Genomic DNA, 17,926 nt, shown 5'->3' with positions numbered 1-17,926 from the left:
GAGAGGGGCGGGTTCAGGCGTCGACGACGGGAGTGGCGGCCGACGTGCCCTTGTTGAAGCGCGGCAGGGCGGCGGCGCCGACCGCGAGGAGGGCGACGATGCCCATCTGCACGTACTCGACTCCGGCGAACGCGTGGACGACGTTGTGCGGCGCCAGGGCCAGATAGAGGGTGCCGAGGGTGGCCACACCGAGAGCCAGTCCGCTCTGCTGCAAGGTGATCAGCACACCGCTGCCGATACCGGCCAGGTGGGTGGGGACGTCGGCGAGCACGCTGCGGAACAGGCCGGCGAACAGCATCGACTGTCCGGCACCTACCAGGGCCAGCGGAAGCGCCATCGACCACAGGCTGACGTGCGGCCAGTTGGCGAGCAGGACCGTCACCAGTGAGGCCAGTCCGGCGAGTTGGACGACGGCGCCGGCGGACAGCGCCGCCCGGCCGAACCGCGTGATCACGCGGGGCGCGACCAGTGAACCGGCGAAGAAGAGCAGAGCCATCGGCAGGATCGCCAGCCCGCTGTGCAGGGCGTCGGCGTGCAGGCCGTTCTGGACGGTGAGGGCGAAGACGAACATGAACGCGCCGAAGCCGATGCTGAAGACGAACACCATGGCGAGTCCGCGGGACATCGACGGCAGGCGCAGCAGGGACGGCGGCAGCAGTGGGACCTCGCCTCGCCGCTCGGTGCGCTTCTCCACGACGTAGGTGACGGCGGCGAGGATGATCGCGACGGCGAGCATCAGCCAGGTCCACCAAGGCCAGCCCAGGGAGTGCCCCTCGGTCAGCGGCACCAGCAGGGCGGTCAGGGTGGCGGCGAACAGGACGGTGCCGGGCAGGTCGATGCCGACGGGGTGGTGCGAGCGGGTGTCGGGCACGATCCGGGCCGCGACCAGGAGCACGACCGCGCCGATGGGCACGTTCACCAGAAAGATCGGCCGCCAGGAAGTCCCGGCTATGTCGGCGCTGACCAGCAGGCCGCCCACCAACTGCCCGACCACGGCGGCGATTCCGGAGGTGGCCCCGTACAGGGCCACAGCGCGAGCCTTGCGCTCCCCTTCGAGGACGTGGTGGAAGGTCGCAAGCACCTGCGGGATGAGCAGGGCGGCGGTGGCGCCCTGGACGATGCGGGCCGCGATCAGCGCACCCACGCTCGGGGCGACACCGCAGGCCAAGGAGGCCAGCACGAAGCCCACGAGCGCCCCGAGGAAGATTCGGCGGCGGCCGTAGCGGTCGCCCAGTCGGCCGCCGAGGACCAGCAGGGTCGCGTACGCGACGCCGTACCCGGCGATCACCAGCTCCAGCGACGACGCGGAGGCGTGCAGCGAGGCGTCGATGCTGGGCAGGGCCACGTTGGTGATGAAGAAGTCCATGATCGGCAGGAACGCGCCGGCCAGCAGGATGAACACCCCGAACGGGTGCAGTCCGCCCGCGCGGGCCATGGCGCGGGGCGAGTCCGTCGCAGTCCCGGCCTGCCCGGGGGAAAGGGTTGTCGTCATGACGGTTCCTCGGTAGTAGTTATGCACTCATAACTATGAGGGCATGACGAGTATGATGTCATAACTACTTTCTTGGCAACCCGCAACCGGGAGATGTGATGCACGACGGAGCGCAGCAGACAGGCCCCGCGGCCGGACCGGGCGACGAGCAGCGGTGGGCCGAGCTGGCCGACCTCGTACTGATCATCAGCCGCGAGATCCAGTTCCGCCGCTACACGGACGAGCGGGCTGTCCACCTGTCACAGTCCGAAGGCATGGTCATGCGCTACCTGAAGAGCGACCCCGCCGCCACGCCCAGCCGCATCGCCGCCGCGACCGGACTGCAGCGCACCAACCTCTCCACGGTCCTGCGGGGACTCGAGAACAAGGGCTTCATCGAGCGGCACGCCCACTCGGACGACGGCCGCGGAGTGACGGTCCACTCCACGGAACGCGGAAGCAGCAACACCATCCTCGTACGGCAGGAATGGGCCGCGGCCGTCTCCGCGGCCGCCGGCCATGACACCCGACACCTCGACGCGGCCCTCACACTGCTCGCCGCCGTGGAAGCCGGACTGACCAGGGGTCGACCACGGCCCCGCGCCACACCTTCGACAACAGGGCCATGACGTCGTCTGCGTCAGCCTGTACGTGATTTTCAAGCGGCGGGACGGGCCCGGGTCAGTAGGCCGTCGCCTGGGACTCCAGATAGTCCTTCAGGAAGGCGTACTTGGCGTCGCTGTCGGCCGCCGGGAGAGTGGTGAAGCGGTCGCCGAGTTCCATGGCGAGCGGTTTGGTCGTCCGCAGGGCCGGCCAGGCGGGCAGGGAGCGGCCGTTGGGGTTGCCAGTGGCCACGAAGTTCGCGACGTACGAGGACGTGGTGTCGGCGATGGCGTAGTCGGCGTCGGTCCAGGGGCGGTCGGTGCCGTAGAGGTTGCCGAAGAGGTAGTACTTCTCCGCGCCGTGGTAGGCGCCGGCGCCGTTCGCGGGCTCGATCGGGTTGGTGGGGTCGGTGCCGGGAGGGGCGTGGGTCCACCAGTAGTTGTAGATGGCGCTGCGGTTTCCGGCGGTGTTGCGGAACTGGGTGCCCCACAGGAAGGTGGAGACGCGTTCCTCGTCTCGCGCGTAGTTGTTGTACTGGGCGGCCGCCTCCGCGTCGGTGGTGGCGGGGTAGAGCGCGAGGAAGTCGGCGGCCTGGTCCCCGAAGGTCGTCGAGGCGTACGCCTGGTACTGGGCGACGGTCATCGCGAGGGTCGGCGAGGCGCCGTTCTCGTCCTTATTGTTGCCGGTGAACACCGGCACGTCGTACTCCGTCCCGGACTCCATGGCGCCGGTGTAGGTGGTCGGCAGGACGTAGCCGTCCAGGACGTTGCCGAAGTCGGTGCCGACGGCCGGTGCGCCGGACGCGTAGACCTTCGCCACGATCTCGTCCGCGGTCAGCGCCCGCAGGCCGGTCAGCGAGGACGCGCCCATGTAGTCGGCGAACGCGGTGCCGTTGGCCTCGGCGGCGGCCAACGTGTCGTAGCCGCCCGCCACATGGCCGAGTGCCGGGTCCTTGGTGTACTGCACGCCGGCCGCGAGCAGCGCCCGGTGGTACAGGCCCCGGGCCAGCTTCGAGATCATCAGGATGTTGACGAACGACGAGCCGTGCGACCAGCCGGCGATGGTCACCCGCTCCGGGTCACCGCCGAACGCGGCGATGTTGTTCCGGATCCACTTCAGGGCCGCCACCGTGTCCAGCACGCCCCAGTTGCCGGAGCCGCCGTGCCCGCCCTCCGTGCTCAGTTCGGGGTGGGCGAGGTTGCCGAAGGCGCCGATGCGGTGGTTGTAGGTGACGACGACCGCGCCCTTGGCTGCCAGGTTGGCGCCGTCGTAGACCTGCTGCGAGGCCCACATGGCGGAGTTGCGGCCGCCGTAGATCCACAGGAACACCGGGCGGCGCTCGCCCGAACCGGCCGCGCCTGTCCAGACGTTGAGGTTCAGGCAGTCCTCGCTCAGCGGCGGCACCTTGTCGGCGGCTATGCCGTTGACCGGCTGGGGGCAGGCGGCGCCCCAGGTGTCGGCGGCGCGGACGCCCGTCCAGGACGGCGCCGGCTGCGGCGCACGCCAGCGGTTCCCGCCGGCGGTCGAGGCGGCATACGGGATGCCTTTGTAGACGGTGATTCCGTCCAGGGCGGCCGGGACACCGGTCACCAGGCCGGACCGGGTACGCACCGGACGATCCGCGACGGCGCGGGAGGCGGCTGACGCGGGGGCGGCCGACGCGGACCCAGCCGTCAGGCCGCCCAGCAGTGTGGCGCCGGCCGCGGCACCGACGGCGCTTCCGAGTACACGACGGCGGCCGATGCCCTGGGTGTCGTGATCGGGGTGGGGGACGTCTCTCAAACTCACAGGGGCTCCCTGTCGGATTGGAGAAACGGACGCTCCAAAGTGCACGGCTCGGCGTCCGTTCCGCCTTCAACGGTTGAGTCGTCCCATGCTGTGGTCGTTTCAAGAAGTGGAACAAGCGCTGTGACCTGGACTCACAGCTTCCGCCGTGCACGCTGAAGTTGCGCCCTGCGAGGTTGACAGCCATTCGCGCTGGTGGAACTGCTCGCCGACGAGGCGGTGCGGGTCGCCGAGTCGCTGCGCTCGACCTGACGGGAGGTCAGTGGCGGCTGAACGTGATGCAGGCGGGCCTCGGTACGGGTACGGACGCGCCGGTGTCCGTGAGCCGCCCGGACCGCGGGTCGACGGCGAAGAGGTTCACCGTGCTGCTGGCCTGGTTCGCGACGAACAGCCATTCCCCGCTGGGGTGGAAGGAGAAGCTCCACGGGGTGAGTCCCCCGCAGGGGATGCGCTGGACCAGGGTGAGCAGGCCGGTCCTGCGGTCCGCCGCGAAGACGACCAGGGTGTTCTCGCCGCGGTTGGAGGTGTAGACGAAGCGGCCGTCGCCGCTGATGGCCAGTTCCGCGGCGCTGGTGGTCCCGGTGTGTCCGGGCGCGTCGGTCGGCAGGCTCTGGAGGTGGGTCAGCACCCCGTCTTCATGACTCCACCGCAGGGCCTGGATGTCGGCGGTCAGCTCGTTCAACAGGTAGACGAATCCCCCGCTCGGGTGGAAGGCCACGCGGCGTGGCCCCGACCCCGGCGCCGTCGCGTAGGTGCGCGGGCCGTCGGGCGTACCCGCGGACAGGGCGCGCGTGGCCCGGTCGAAGCGGTAGACGAAGATCCGGTCGGCGCCGAGGTCCGGGACCAGCGCGAACCTGCCGCTCGGGTCGATGACCACGTGGTGGGCATGCGGCCCCTGTTGCCGTGGGTGGGGTCCGGAGCCGGTGTCCTGCACCCGGGACACCACCGCGCCGAGCCCGCCGTCCCTGCCTATCGGGACGGAGGCGAGGGTGCCGGCCGCGAAGTCCGCGGCGAGCAGCGTCTTCGACCGGACGTCCACTCCCAGGTACGACAGTCCGCCGTTGGCCGGTGTCGCCTGCGTCGCGATCTCGCCGAACTGCTCCAGCGCGCCGGAGGCCCTGTCGACGTGGAAGACGCGGATGATGCCGCCGGATTCGCCGCCGGTGGCATACAGGACAGGCTTCGTCGGGTGGGCGGTCATCCAGTTCGAGCCGGCCTGCGCCACCGGCCCGACCAGCGTCATGGTCGCGTCGGACGGGTCGAACCTCAGCGCGTTCAACTGGCCGAGGCCCCAGCCGCCGACATGGAGCAGGTCGGTCGGAGCGGCGGCGGCGGATAACAGCGGCACTCCCGCCACCGCGGACGCCGCCATGGCGCCCAACACCGTTCTACGGGACGGCTGTACGGATCCTGAGTCGTCGTTCATCAAGCGGACCTCTCTCCCTGAGCCTCTTCAAGAACTGTAGGAACTTTTGTCACACATATTGCCCACAATATTGTCGCGGGGTTACGTAGTTGCCATGCCGCACACCACAACACGCCCTGGAACGCAGGTCTTTCGGACCTTCTCGGCCCTCATCGCCGCCCTTGTCCTTACAGCGGGCAGCGGCAGCGGTGCCGCGTCCGCCGGCCCGCACCGCCTCTCCCCGCAGGTCGTACACACCGGCACCGGCCCCACCGGTTACCGGGTCACCTTCCGCTACAAGGACCCCGACGCGGACCGCGTACAGATCAAGGGCGAGTGGTACTTCGCCAACCCCTACGAACTGTCCGCGCTCACCACCGACGACGGCACCGCCCTCGAAACCCCCGGCACGCTGCCCGCCGACTGGCAGCCCGGCGACATCCCCGTCGCGTATCCCAACTCCCCCGCCGCCAACTGGCCCGTGATCGACCTGAAGAAGGGCCGCGACGGTGTGTGGACGTACACCGCACCGCTGCCGTCCGGGGTCTTCACCTACTCCTTCTACGTCGACTGCGCCGACGCGACCCAGGCCACCTGTACGGCCGTCTCGGACCCGGCGAACCCGCCCTGGAACGAGAAGGACGGCAAGGTCTCGGGAACCGTCGAACGCACCAGCCAGGTGTACGTGCCCTCGGACCCGGCGTACGGCACGGTCGACTACGCCTGGCAGGGCCCGAGTTCGACCGGCGAACACGGCACGCTCACCCACGTCACCTATCCGGCCCCGACCTCGGTCACCCCGCCCGGCGAGAACCATCTCTCCGTCTACACACCGCCGGGCTACGACTCCGGCAGGGCGAAGCCGTACCCCACGCTCTACCTCTTCAGCGGCGACGCCACCGAGATGGACTGGAGCACACAGGGCGACGCGGGCCGCATCCTCGACAACCTCATCGTCACCGGGCAGATCCCGCCGATGGTCGTCGTCATGCCCAACACGGCCGGCTTCCCCGACTCAACCGGCTACGCGTCCTTCGACCGGAACCTCACCGACACCCTCATCCCGTACGTCGAGTCCCGCTACCACGTCTCCACTGCCGCAACGGACCGCGCCGCCGCGGGCCTCGGCTACGGAGCATCCCTGACCAACTCTCTCCTCTTCGGGCACACCGCCGAGTTCGGCTCGTACGGGGTCTTCAGCCCCGGCCGGCGCGGCAACTACACGCTGCCGGACGCATCGTCCGTCACGGCCGCCCAGGTCGCCGCGCTCAAGCGGGCCCGCATCTACGTCGGCGGCGGCTGGCAGGACCCGAGCCACAACTACCACGCCAGCGAGGTCTCCCTCCTGACCGGCCTCGGTGTCCCGGTCACGCCCGGCTTCGTCAACGGCGGCCACAACTGGTTCGCATGGCGCCTCAACCTCAGGGACTTCCTCACCGGCACCGCCTTCTTCCCTCCCACGGCGGGGTGAACCGGCCCCTGCCGCCATCCCCCTCCACTCAGTGATCGGGAGTTCCGTATGACCGTTCCAGACAGCCACGCCGCCCATCCCACCGACCCGGTCCTGCGCCGGCGAGCCTTCCTCGGCCTCACCGCGGGCGTCGTCCTCGCCGACGCCGCCGCGACTCAACCCGCCTCAGCGGCACAGCAGTTCGCGGGCAAGCCGGTCCGGACGCAGTCCGGCCTCGTCGCCGGTGTGCCCGCCGCCGCATCCGGGGTCACCGTCTTCAAGGGGATCCCGTACGCCGCCTCCACCGCCGGAAAGAACCGGTGGCGCCCGCCGCGTCCGGCGCCGTCCTGGACGGGCGTCCGCACGGCCGACGCGTTCGGTGACTCACCGCCGCAGGCGTCGAGCACGCTCACGATGAGCGAGGACTGTCTCAACCTCAACATCTGGACGGGCGCCAGGAGAAGCGGCGAGCGGCGCCCGGTGTACGTGTGGATCTACGGCGGAGGATTCTCCGGGGGAACCGGATCGGACCCGGCGTTCGACGGTTCGGTCCTGGCCGCCAAGGGCGTCGTCGTGGTGACCTTCAACTATCGCCTGGGCGCCCTGGGTTTCCTCGCCACCCCGGAGCTGAGCGCGGAGTCCCGCCAAGGCGTCTCGGGCAACTACGGTCTGCTCGACCAGATCGCGGCCCTGAAGTGGGTCCGGCGCAACATCGCCGAGTTCGGCGGCGATCCGCACCAGGTCACCGTGGGCGGCCAGTCGGCCGGTGCCGGTTCCACGAACATGCTGTCCATGTCGCCGCTCGCCACCGGGCTCTTCCGGCGTTCCGTCGCCGAGAGCCAGGTCCGCTGTCCGAGCGATCCCGAACTGCGTTACCTGGGTGTGTCGTTGCGGAAGATGGACGCCGCGCTTCAGCAGGGCCCGGTCTACGCAGCGGCGAAGGGCGCGACCACGCTCACGCAACTGCGTGCCCTGCCCTGGCAGGACTTCACGGACGGCGCCTCGCTCAAGGACGAGTCGGTCGACACGAAGTCAGTCGCGAAGCCTCCACTGTTCCGGCCCGTCGTCGACGGCTGGATCCTGCCGGCCGGCTATCGGGCGACCTACGACGCGCGAGCGCAGAACGACGTCTGGTATCTGGCCGGCAACAACCTCGACGAGAGCGGGGCCGTGCCCGAGACCGCCTTCGAGTACTGGCGCCGGACGCCTTACCCCGACCGCCCCGGCGCCCCTCCCGTCCACGTCACCCTCGATGACCATGTCGGCGCCGCACGGCGGAAGTTCGGCACGATGGCCGACGAGTTCCTGCGGCTCTACCCGGCGAGCACGGACGACGAGGCCGCCCTCGCAAGCAACGACGCGATCCGCGACAACTCCCGGGTCTCGACGTACCTGTGGGGCACCGAGTGGACCAAGGGCGCCGACCGGCCGGTGTACACGTACTTCTGGACGCACCGCCCGCCGGGCCCCGACCACGACATCCGGGGCGCGTACCACGGCTCCGAGATCGTCTACTTCTTCGGCAACCTCCACCCGAGCACGCAGGGATGGACGGCCCAGGACCGCGAGATCGCCGACACCATGTCCTCCTACCTGGCCAACTACATCACCACAGGCGACCCCAACGGCCGCGGCCTGCCCAGGTGGCCCGCATACAGTCCCGGTTCACCGACCGTGATGGAGGTCGGCGAGCGCTGCGGGCCGATGCGCGTGGCGTCCCCCGAGAAACTCGCCTTCTGGAAGCGGTACTTCGGGACGCAGGAAGCCTGGTAGGGCATCCCGTCGACCTCACGGAGGGTGAGACGGGCGCGTCCGGTTCTCGGGACACAGTGACCCCTGCAGATGGCCCGCGGCGTGCACGCCGCGGGCCGCCGGAGCGTACCTCTCAGGGATGACACGGCCACGGCACCGGAGTACCGGTCGTCAGGGCCGTATTCACCTCGCCAGTGCCATGGGATGACGGCAAGGCGTTCATAGCGTGGTGCCACGGGGCCTCGACGGCCTCCTTTCCACCTTTCCCGCCCTCCTTGTGTCTCCTCGCACGCCTTCCGGGAGTTCTCCGTGGCCACCTTCCTCTACCGGCTCGGCCGGTTCTCGTTCCGACGACGACGGCTCGTCCTGATGCTGTGGATAGCCGTCCTGGCCGCCGTCGGTATCGGGGCCGCGAGTGTGTCCGCCAGTACGTCGGACGCCTTCGCCATCCCCGGCACCCAGTCCCAGAAGGCGCTGGACCTGCTGGAGAAGGAGTTCCCGCAGGCGTCTGCCGACGGGGCCACGGCCCGGGTGGTGTTCGAGGCGCCGGACGGGCGGAAGCTGACCTCCGCGGCCGAGAAGTCCGAGATCGAGTCCCTCGTCACCGAGCTGAAGTCGGCGTCCCAGGTGGCGAGCGTCACCGACCCCTACACCGGCGGCACCGTCAGCAAGGACGGCACCATCGCCTACGCGCAGGTGACGTACTCGGTCGCCCAGGCCGACGTCAGCGACGCGGCCCGCACGGACCTGGAGGACATCGCCGCACAGGGCGAAAAGGCCGGACTCGCCGTGAGCATGGGCGGCACCGCCCTCAACGAGCAGACCGAGCAGAGCGCGACCGAGCTGATCGGCATCGCGATCGCCGCCGTGGCCATGGTCATCACCTTCGGCTCACTGGTCGCGGCCGGACTGCCGCTGCTCACCGCGCTCTTCGGGATCATCGCGGCGATCAGCGCGATCACGGTGGTCAGCTCGTTCGTCGACCTGAGCTCCAGCACCAGCACGCTGGCGCTGATGCTCGGTCTCGCGGTGGCCATCGACTACGCCCTGTTCATCGTCTCCCGCTACCGCGGCGAGCTGAAGGAGGGGCACGAGCCGGAGGAGGCCGCCGGGCGGGCCCTCGGCACCGCCGGCTCCGCGGTCGTCTTCGCCGGCCTGACCGTGGTCATCGCCCTGGCCGGGCTCAGCGTCATCGGCATCCGGATGCTGACCGACATCGGTGTGGGCGCGGCCTTCGCGGTCGTCGTCGCCGTGGTCATCGCGCTCACCCTGCTGCCCGCGATGCTCGGTTTCGCCGGCACCCGGATCACGGCCGGCAAGCTGAAGACGCGCCGCAGGCGAGCGGAGGAGCGCGGCGAGGGCGAGGCCCTGGGCGTGCGCTGGGCGCGGTTCGTACTGCGCAACCCGGTCAAGGTCCTGGCCGTCTCGGTGGCCGGCCTGCTCCTGCTGGCGATCCCGGCCCTGTCGCTGCAGCTCGGCATGCCCACCGACGCGACGGCCACCCCCGACAGCACCCAGCGCACCGCCTACGACACCATCACCGACGGCTTCGGCCCCGGCTACAACGGGCCACTGACCGTGGTCGTCGACGCCCGCACGAGCGACGACCCGAAGGCCGCAGCCGACGACGCGGTCACCCTCCTCGACGGTCTGCCCGACGTCGCCTCGGTGAGCCCCGCCACGTTCAACGAGAGCGGCGACGTGGCACTGATCCGCGCCGTTCCGGGGAGCTCCCCCAGCGGCCAGGAGACGGTCGACCTGGTGACCGACATCCGCGACCGGGGCGCCGCTCTGCGGGACGAAACGGGCGCCGAACTGATGGTCACCGGTACGACCGCTCTCAACATCGACATCTCGAAGAAGCTGAGCGACGCGCTGCTGCCGTACCTGTGCGTGGTCGTCGGCCTGGCGCTGGTCCTGCTGATGCTGGTGTTCCGCTCGATCCTGGTCCCGGTCAAGGCCGCCGCCGGCTTCCTGCTCAGCGTTCTCGCCACCCTCGGCGTCGTCGTCGCCGTCTTCCAGTGGGGCTGGCTCGCGGACGTCTTCGGCGTCGACCAGACCGGCCCGATCGTGAGCGTGCTGCCGATCTTCATGGTCGGCGTGGTGTTCGGGCTCGCGATGGACTACCAGGTCTTCCTCGTCACCCGGATGCGCGAGGAGTACGTCCACGGCGCCGATCCGAAGGAGGCGGTGATCGCCGGTTTCCGGCACGGGGCCCGGGTGGTCACGGCCGCCGCGGTCATCATGATCTCCGTGTTCGCCGGATTCCTGTTCAGCGACACCGCGCTCATCAAGTCGATCGGCCTCGGCCTCGCCTCCGCCGTCCTCTTCGACGCCTTCGTCGTCCGGATGACCATCGTCCCCGCCGTCATGGCCCTCCTCGGCCGCCGCGCCTGGTCCCTGCCCGGCCGACTCGACCGGCTGCTGCCCAACGTGGACGTCGAGGGCGAGAGGCTGCGGCAACGGCTGGAGAAGGCGAAGGACATCGAGGGGTCGGAGGACCCGCAGCCCGTTCCCTCCGGAAGGGGCTGAGCTGTCGGCCGTACGATCCGAGCAGGACGTACGGCCCGCAGCAGCCGTGACCACCCCCGAGAGGGCCTACGACGTGACCGCACCGACCGCGCCCGGGCCGCCGGCCCGACCGCTCACGCCCGAGGCACTGCTTGGCGGGTCGCAGAACCGCTCCGACCTCGCGGTCCTGCAGTGGCTCATCCGGACGAGAAGGGCGGACCTGGCGCATCCCTGGGTGCGGCGCTGGACGGTGCCGGTCCTCTGCGCGGCGCTGGGCGCCCCCGCTCTGCGGAACGCGGCGGACGGTGGCGGACCGGGCGTACCGACGGTGCTGGCGCTGGTCCTCGCGTTCTGTGTCCCGCTGCTGTGGCGGCAGCCGCGGCCCGTCCTGGTCTTCGCGCTCACCACCGTCGTCAGCGCCGTGGGGCTGGCCATGGACGTCGACACGGGCTCGGAGGCCGCGCGGATCGTGGCGCTGCTCAACGTGGGCCGCGCCGTCAGGCCGGCCCAGCTGGCGGTCTGTATCGCGATCGCCTGCGCACAGACGACCGTGGGGGTCGTCGTCCGCGCCGCCGACCAGCCGCCCAACGAGTTCTGGGAGACCCCGGTGCTGGCGATCGTGCAGACGGCGCTCGTGGCGGCGGTCGCCGCGGCCGGCCTGGTCGGCCGGATCGTGAACGCGTACGTCAGGGCCCTGGTCGAACGCACCGCCCGTCTGGAGGTGGAGCGCGACCAGCGGGCCCGGCTCGCCGCCGCCGCCGAACGCGCCCGTGTCGCCGGGGAGATGCACGACATCCTCGGCCACACCCTCGCCGTCATCGTCGGCCTCGCGGACGGCGCCGCCGGACTCACCGAGACGAAGCCGAAGCGGGGCGCCGAGACCCTGCGCATCATCGCCGACAGCGGCCGCGGCGCCCTCGCCGAACTGCGCGGTCTGCTGGCCGTCATCGGCGAGGAGCGTGACACCGTGGCGGACACCCCGCTGGCCCCCCAGCCGGGCCTCGCCGACCTCGAACCCCTCCTGGAACGGGTCCGGGGTGCCGGCCCCGAGGTCACCCTGCGCACCGACGGCGACCTCCGCCCACTCGCCCCGGGCCTACAGCTCGCCGTCTACCGCATCGTCCAGGAGGCCCTCACCAACACCCTCAAGCACGCGGCCGCCGATACGGCCGTCCACATCGCCCTCTCCACCGACGACACCGTCGTACGGCTCTCGGTCGAGGACACCGGACCGTCCCGCGCCCCGCGAACCGGGGACGAGGACGGCGGCCGCGGTCTGGTCGGCATGCGCCAACGTGCCGCGCTGTACGGGGGGAACGTCATCGCGGGCCCCACCGCCGAAGGAGGCTGGGCGGTCCGCGCCCACCTCATGATCACCACCACGACCTCGCCCTCGACCTCGGAGAAGCGCCCCGCATGACCACCGTCCTCATCGTCGACGACCAGGCCCTGCAACGCCTCGGCTTCGGCATGCTCCTGGAACAGCACCCCGACCTGACCGTGGTCGGCGAGGCCACCCATGGCGCCGAGGCGGTCCGGATGGCCGCCGAACTACGCCCCGACGTCGTCCTGATGGACGTACGCATGCCCGGCATGGACGGCATCGAGGCCACCCGCCGCATCGTCGAGTCCGGCGGCCGCTCCCGCGTCCTGGTGCTGACCACCTTCGACCTCGACGAGTACGCGTACGCCGCCCTGCGCGTCGGCGCGAGCGGCTTCCTCCTCAAGGACGCCCTGCCCGACGAACTGGTCGCCGGTATCCGGGCGGTGGCCGCCGGGGACGCCGTCATCGCGCCGGGCCTGACCCGCAAGCTCATCGACGCCTTCAACCAGCGGCTGCCCGGCGCCACGCCCGACCAGCGGAGCCGGCTCGACTCCCTCACCGACCGGGAGCGCGAGGTGCTGACCGCCATGGCCTCCGGCTGGAGCAACGCCGAGATCGCCGACCACTTCCATCTCGCCGAATCGACCGTCAAGTCCCACGTCAGCCGGATCCTCGCCAAGATCGACGCCCGCGACCGCGTCCAGGCGGTCATCTTCGCCTACGACACGGGGCTCGCCCGGCGCGCATGAGCCCGGGTACGTGCCCGTGTCCGGGCGGGGAAGCAGGACGCGGACGTCCGTCTCACCCGCCCCGGTGAGCGCTCCCGCCCGGGTCCCCCGCCTTGACCAGCCCCGTCTCGTACGCGAGCACCACGGCCTGGGAGCGGTCGCGGAGGGTCAGTTTGGCGAAGATCCGGGCCACGTGGGACTTCACCGTCGCCTCGCTCAGGGTCAGTTCCGCGGCCAGTTCCGTGTTGGAGAGGCCGCGGCCCAGCAGGGTGAGGACCTCCAGCTCGCGGGGGGTCAGGGCGGTGAGGTCGGCGTGCACGGCGGGTGCGCGGGCGGTGTCCGAGGCGAAGCGTTCCACCAGGCGCCGGGTGATCGACGGGGCCAGCAGGGCGTCGCCGGTGTCGACCAGGCGTACGGCCGCCGCGAGGTGTTCGGGGGTGACGTCCTTCAGGAGGAAGCCGCTGGCTCCGAGCGCCAGCGCGGCGTACACATAGCGGTCCAGGTCGAACGTCGTCAGCATGAGGACCCGGCAGTCCGGGGCCTGCGCCAGAATGCGGCGGGTGGCCTCCAGGCCGTCCATGTTCGGCATGCGGATGTCCATCAGCACGACGTCCGGGAGGAGTTCACGCGCCGCCGCGACCGCTTCCACGCCGTCGGCCGCCTCGCCCACGACGTCGATGCCGCGGGCGGTGAGGATCAGCCGGAAGCCGCTCCGGATCAGTGTCTGGTCGTCGGCGATGAGGACGCGGGGAGCCCGCTCCCCGGTTCTCCCTGTCACGGCCGGTCCAGCGGAATGCGCGCCCGGACCCGGTAGCCGCCGCCGAGGCGGCGCCGGGCGTCCAGGTCCCCTCCGTACACCGCGACCCTCTCGCGCAGCCCCAGCAGTCCGCGGCCCGCGCCCTCCCGGTGTCGCGGGACCTGCACCGACGGCACCGACACGCTGCCGGTCAGGACGGACGGGCCGGTGTTCAGCACCTCCACGCGCAGCGCGTGGTCCGCGTACCGCACGGTCACCTCGGCCTTGCCGCCGTCGCCGTGCTTGAGCGCGTTGGTCAGCGCCTCCTGGATGATCCGGTACGCGGTCACGTCGATCCCCTCCGGCAGCGGGCGCGGCTCGCCGGATATCCGCACCTCGACGGGCAGCCCGGCGAACGATATCCGGTCGACGAGTTGGCCCAGTCGGCCGAGGCCGGGCTGGGGCGACAGCTCCGCCGTACCGCCGTTGTCGCCTCTCCCACCGTCCACGTCCGGGTCCTGATCCGGCTCCTCGCCGCTCTGCGACGGGGCCAGCAGCCCCAGCAGGTGCCGCAGGTCGGTCATCGCGCCGCGCCCCGCGTCCTCGACGGCCCGCAACGCCCGTGTCGCCTCGTCGGGCATCGTGCCGAGGACCTCGCGGGCGGCTCCGGCCTGGACCACCATGAGGCTGACGTTGTGGCTGACGATGTCGTGCAACTCCCGGGCGATGCGGTCGCGTTCGGCCGCGACCGCGTCATGGGCGGCACTCTGCCGCTCCCGCTCGAGCAGCCAGCCGCGTTCCCCCACTGCCGTGTGCCATCGGCGCCGGGTACGCAGCCACGCCACCGCAAACCATCCGGCGGTCGCCCATGCCACCCCGAGCGCCGCCACCAGCGCTTCCAGCTCCCACTTCCCCACGGGGCTCACCTTCGCAGAAGGCCGCCCGGTCCGCATCGGCCTGTGGACGCAGGGCCCTGCATCTCCAGGATGAGGGCGGATCGGTTTGCCACCCGGGGAGGGATGTCCCGGGCCCGCTCCCCCGCTTAGCGTCCTGTGCATGGTCAATGGAGGCAGCATGGTCGCCGAGGGCGGCAACAGCCGGGAAGAGCCCGTCGTACGACTCGACGGTGTACGCAAGGAGTTCGGCGAGACGACGGCTCTGGACGGGGTGTCGCTGGAGATCCACGCCGGGGAGGCGGTCGCCGTCATGGGGCCCTCGGGGTGCGGCAAGTCCACCCTGCTCAACATGATCGCCGGTCTGGACCGTCCGACGGGCGGCACGGTGTTCGTGCACGGCGAGAACGTGGGCGCGCTGAACGAGAAGGGGCTCGCCCTGTACCGGCGGCGCCGCATCGGCATGATCTTCCAGTTCTTCAACCTGATCGACGACCTGTCGGCGCTCGACAACGTGGCCCTGGCGGCCCAGTTGACCGGATCTCCGGCCCGGCAAGCCCGCCGCCGTGCCCTTGAGCTCTTCGAGGAGCTCGGCATCGCGGACCGCCGGAACGCCTATCCGGCGGTGCTCAGCGGCGGTGAGCGGCAACGCGTCGCCGTGGCACGGGCGTTGATGAACCGCCCCGCCCTGCTGCTGGCCGACGAGCCGACCGGCGCACTCGACAGCCGGGCCGGCGAGCAGGTGATGGACCTGCTGCTCGATCTCAACCAGATCGGCCAGACGCTGGTCCTGGTGACGCACGACGAACATCTCGCCCGGCGCTGCGCCAGCCGCCTCGTCGAGGTCACCGACGGCCGGGTGACCGGCGAGCACACCCTGGAGCCGTCCGCATGAGGGCGGTGTGGCGGGCCGCACGCGCGGCGGTGCGGCGGCGCAGGCTCCAGACGCTCGTCATCGCGCTGGTCACGCTGACCTCCACCGGGGCGATGGTGGTCGCGCTCGGTCTGGTCGACGCGGCCTCCGCGCCCTTCGACAGGGCCTTCGCCGAGCAGCGCGGCCCGCATGTCGTCGCCGCGTTCGATCCCGCCAAGGTCTCGGACGAGCAGTTGACGCGGGCGGCGGAGCAGCCGGAGGTCGAGGCCGCCGCAGGTCCCTTCGCCCAGGCCACGATCGACGACCTGCCGAGAGAGGGCGACGGGTTCGCCCTCTTCGGCACGGTCACGGTCGTGGGCCGCTCCGACCCGCAGGGCCCGGTGGACCGACTGGACGTGTGGGCGGGCCGCTGGGCCACCCGGCCGGGCGAGATCGTCGTGAACCGGGATCAGGGCTGGGCCCCGGACGACCTGGGCAAGAAGATCCGGGTGCCGTCGGGTCCGACCCTCACCGTCGTCGGGTTCGCCTTCGACCTGAGCCGGACCGCCGATGCCTGGGTCGTCCCCGAACAGATGGCGGCCCTGCACCCGACCACCACTCAGATGCTCTACCGCTTCACGGACGCGTCCTCGAAGGGCCGGATCGGCACGAACCTGGCCGCCGTCACCGATGGGCTGCCGAAGGACGCGCTGGCCTCTTCACAGTCGTATCTCACCCTCAAGGAGTCGATAGGCAGTTCGGCGCGGGCGTACGCGCCCTATCTGATGGCCTTCGGCGTCCTCGGCATCGTGGTGGCGGTGCTCATCGTCGCCAACGTGGTGGGGGGCGCGGTGATTTCGGGCCTGCGGCACATCGGGATCCTCAAGGCGCTGGGGTTCACGCCGTGGCAGGTCGTCGCCGTCTACCTCACGATGATCTCCGTTCCGGCGTTCGCCGGGTGCGTGCTCGGCACCGTCCTCGGGAACGTCCTGGCGCGTCCCTTCTTCGAGTTCGTGTTCACCGGGCCCGAGGCGGGGGTGTTCCACGGCAACGTCGGGATTCCGACCTGGGTGAACGCTCTCGCCCTGCTCGGTATGCCGGCCGTCTGCGTCCTGGCCGCCCTCGCCCCGGCGGCGCGTGCGCACCGGCTGTCCGCGGCGCGGGCGATCAGCGCGGGCAGCGCCCCGCGTGCCGGGCGGGCGCTGAGCGTCCAGCGCCGGCTGGCGGGCAGCAGGCTGCCGCGGTCGGTGAGCCTGGGGCTCGGCCTGCCGTTCGCCCGGCCGGGCCGGAGCGCCCTCACGCTCGCCGCGGTGGTCCTCGGGGTGACCACCGTGACGTTCGCGACCGGTCTGGCCACGACGATGACCAGGTTCGGGGAGGCGGGGCGCGACGCCTTCCAGGTCACGGTCTACGCGAGCAACTACAAGGACGGCAAGGAGGTCGAGCCGGTCCACGGCGATCTCGAACTCCAGTCGCTCCTCGGCTCGTTGCCCGGCGCGACCGAGGTCACCGCCAGGGCGGACGCCGACGTGCGCATCGCGGGCACCGTGCAGAAGTTGTGGGTCGAGGGGCGTCGCGGTGACCGGCCGCAGCTGGACAACGTGCTCACCGAGGGCCGGTGGATGCACCGTGCCGGCGAGGCCGTTGCCGGATCGGCCTTCCTGCGCGAGCACGGTCTGGAGGTCGGCGACCACCTCGCTCTGGAGAAGGGCGACCGCCAGGAGGAGGTGACCATCGTCGGCGAGTACATGGAGAGCACCGGGGACGGGATCGCCACCGACTGGTCGACGATGGCGGCCCTCGCCCCGAAGGAGAAGCCCATCGCCTACCACGTCAAGCTCCGCGAGGGCGCTGACCCGGCGGCCTACGCACGCGCGGTCCGGGCCGCCGACCCCGGGGTCAGCACGGCGGTGACCGGGCCGAACACCATCACCCAGACGATCATCGGCTCCGCGACGGTGCTCACCCTGATGCTCGCCGTGGTCTCGTCGCTCGGCGTCTTCAACACGGTCGTCCTCAACACCCGCGACCGCCGCCGCGATCTGGGCATGCTCAAGTCCATCGGCATGACGCCCCGGCAGGTCACGGCGATGATGGTGACGTCGATGGCCGTACTCGGTGCGGTCGGCTCGCTCCTCGGCATCCCGCTGGGCATCGCGGGCCACCACCTGGTGGTGCCTCGCATGGCGGACGCGGTGTCCATCTCCCTGCCTTCGTACATGACGGACGTCTGGCAGGCGCCCGCACTGGCCGGCATGGCCCTGGCCGGCGTCGCGATCGCGGTCCTGGGTGCGTTCATCCCGGCGCGGGGCGCGGCACGGCTGACGATCGCGGAGGTGTTGCACAGCGAGTGAGGCCGAGGCGGTGGCAGCGGGCGCCTGGAGGCCACTCCGGGCGGCTTGCTCGACCCGGCCG

The 17,926-nt window shown here is 71.1% G+C and carries 13 protein-coding genes; 8 read left to right on the top strand and 5 right to left on the bottom strand.

Annotated elements, in window-relative coordinates; translation table 11 throughout:
• Positions 1-13: 13 nt before the first annotated feature.
• Positions 14-1,492, bottom strand: coding sequence for an MFS transporter (locus OG219_RS37845; protein ID WP_266834337.1), 1,479 nt, complete (start codon positions 1,490-1,492; stop codon positions 14-16).
• A gap of 98 nt (positions 1,493-1,590) precedes the next feature.
• Between OG219_RS37845 and OG219_RS37840 the strand changes: the two genes are divergently transcribed.
• Positions 1,591-2,100: a MarR family winged helix-turn-helix transcriptional regulator gene (locus OG219_RS37840; RefSeq protein ID WP_266834334.1), complete on the top strand. Its 510-nt coding sequence runs from the start codon at positions 1,591-1,593 to the stop codon at positions 2,098-2,100.
• A 52-nt stretch (positions 2,101-2,152) separates the two neighbouring features.
• Here OG219_RS37840 and OG219_RS37835 read toward each other — a convergent pair whose 3' ends face one another.
• Positions 2,153-3,862 carry a carboxylesterase/lipase family protein gene (locus OG219_RS37835; RefSeq protein WP_266834332.1) on the bottom strand — a complete coding sequence of 570 codons (1,710 nt, stop codon included), beginning with the start codon at positions 3,860-3,862 and terminating at the stop codon, positions 2,153-2,155.
• Between the two features lie 256 nt (positions 3,863-4,118).
• Positions 4,119-5,285, bottom strand: coding sequence for a lactonase family protein (locus OG219_RS37830; RefSeq protein WP_266834330.1), 1,167 nt, complete (start codon positions 5,283-5,285; stop codon positions 4,119-4,121).
• 94 nt (positions 5,286-5,379) lie between these two features.
• Between OG219_RS37830 and OG219_RS37825 the strand changes: the two genes are divergently transcribed.
• The 5 genes from OG219_RS37825 to OG219_RS37805 all read left to right on the top strand — a co-directional run bounded on the left by OG219_RS37825 (position 5,380) and on the right by OG219_RS37805 (position 13,050).
• The gene (locus OG219_RS37825; RefSeq protein WP_266834328.1) at positions 5,380-6,735 is read left to right on the top strand and encodes an alpha/beta hydrolase-fold protein; all 1,356 of its coding nucleotides are present in this window, start codon (positions 5,380-5,382) and stop codon (positions 6,733-6,735) included.
• Between the two features lie 48 nt (positions 6,736-6,783).
• Complete coding sequence (locus tag OG219_RS37820; protein WP_266834326.1) at positions 6,784-8,487, top strand: carboxylesterase/lipase family protein; 1,704 nt, start codon at positions 6,784-6,786, stop codon at positions 8,485-8,487.
• Positions 8,488-8,775: 288 nt separating this feature from the next.
• A complete protein-coding gene (locus OG219_RS37815) occupies positions 8,776-10,998 on the top strand; it encodes an MMPL family transporter (protein ID WP_266834324.1) in 2,223 nt (740 codons plus the stop codon).
• Positions 10,999-11,044: 46 nt separating this feature from the next.
• Entirely contained in the window at positions 11,045-12,397 is a 1,353-nt protein-coding gene (locus OG219_RS37810) for a sensor histidine kinase (protein WP_266834322.1), read from the top strand.
• Entirely contained in the window at positions 12,394-13,050 is a 657-nt protein-coding gene (locus OG219_RS37805) for a response regulator transcription factor (protein ID WP_266834320.1), read from the top strand. Before OG219_RS37810 ends, OG219_RS37805 begins: the two co-directional genes overlap by 4 nt.
• A 52-nt stretch (positions 13,051-13,102) precedes the next feature.
• Here OG219_RS37805 and OG219_RS37800 read toward each other — a convergent pair whose 3' ends face one another.
• A complete protein-coding gene (locus OG219_RS37800; RefSeq protein WP_266834318.1) occupies positions 13,103-13,807 on the bottom strand; it encodes a response regulator transcription factor in 705 nt (234 codons plus the stop codon).
• Complete coding sequence (locus tag OG219_RS37795) at positions 13,804-14,682, bottom strand: sensor histidine kinase (protein WP_266834316.1); 879 nt, start codon at positions 14,680-14,682, stop codon at positions 13,804-13,806. Before OG219_RS37795 ends, OG219_RS37800 begins: the two co-directional genes overlap by 4 nt.
• A gap of 139 nt (positions 14,683-14,821) precedes the next feature.
• Between OG219_RS37795 and OG219_RS37790 the strand changes: the two genes are divergently transcribed.
• Both OG219_RS37790 and OG219_RS37785 read left to right on the top strand, forming a co-directional pair.
• Positions 14,822-15,553 carry an ABC transporter ATP-binding protein gene (locus OG219_RS37790; protein WP_266834314.1) on the top strand — a complete coding sequence of 244 codons (732 nt, stop codon included), beginning with the start codon at positions 14,822-14,824 and terminating at the stop codon, positions 15,551-15,553.
• Positions 15,550-17,865, top strand: coding sequence for an ABC transporter permease (locus OG219_RS37785; RefSeq protein ID WP_266834312.1), 2,316 nt, complete (start codon positions 15,550-15,552; stop codon positions 17,863-17,865). Before OG219_RS37790 ends, OG219_RS37785 begins: the two co-directional genes overlap by 4 nt.
• The last annotated feature ends 61 nt before the right edge of the window (positions 17,866-17,926 follow it).

Origin of the sequence: Streptomyces sp. NBC_00038 (genome assembly GCF_026343635.1) — a bacterium.
Taxonomy (GTDB): Bacteria; Actinomycetota; Actinomycetes; order Streptomycetales; family Streptomycetaceae; genus Streptomyces.
This window is presented reverse-complemented; position numbering and strand designations above follow the sequence as displayed.

Excerpts from the sequence above, each read along its gene's own strand:
- OG219_RS37830 (WP_266834330.1), bottom strand. The coding sequence starts at position 5,285 with ATGAACGACGACTCAGGATCCGTACAGCCGTCCCGTAGAACGGTGTTG.
- OG219_RS37845 (WP_266834337.1), bottom strand. The coding sequence starts at position 1,492 with ATGACGACAACCCTTTCCCCCGGGCAGGCCGGGACTGCGACGGACTCG.
- OG219_RS37805 (WP_266834320.1), top strand. The coding sequence starts at position 12,394 with ATGACCACCGTCCTCATCGTCGACGACCAGGCCCTGCAACGCCTCGGC.
- OG219_RS37790 (WP_266834314.1), top strand. The coding sequence starts at position 14,822 with ATGGTCAATGGAGGCAGCATGGTCGCCGAGGGCGGCAACAGCCGGGAA.
- OG219_RS37785 (WP_266834312.1), top strand. The coding sequence starts at position 15,550 with ATGAGGGCGGTGTGGCGGGCCGCACGCGCGGCGGTGCGGCGGCGCAGG.
- OG219_RS37825 (WP_266834328.1), top strand. The coding sequence starts at position 5,380 with ATGCCGCACACCACAACACGCCCTGGAACGCAGGTCTTTCGGACCTTC.
- OG219_RS37840 (WP_266834334.1), top strand. The coding sequence starts at position 1,591 with ATGCACGACGGAGCGCAGCAGACAGGCCCCGCGGCCGGACCGGGCGAC.
- OG219_RS37820 (WP_266834326.1), top strand. The coding sequence starts at position 6,784 with ATGACCGTTCCAGACAGCCACGCCGCCCATCCCACCGACCCGGTCCTG.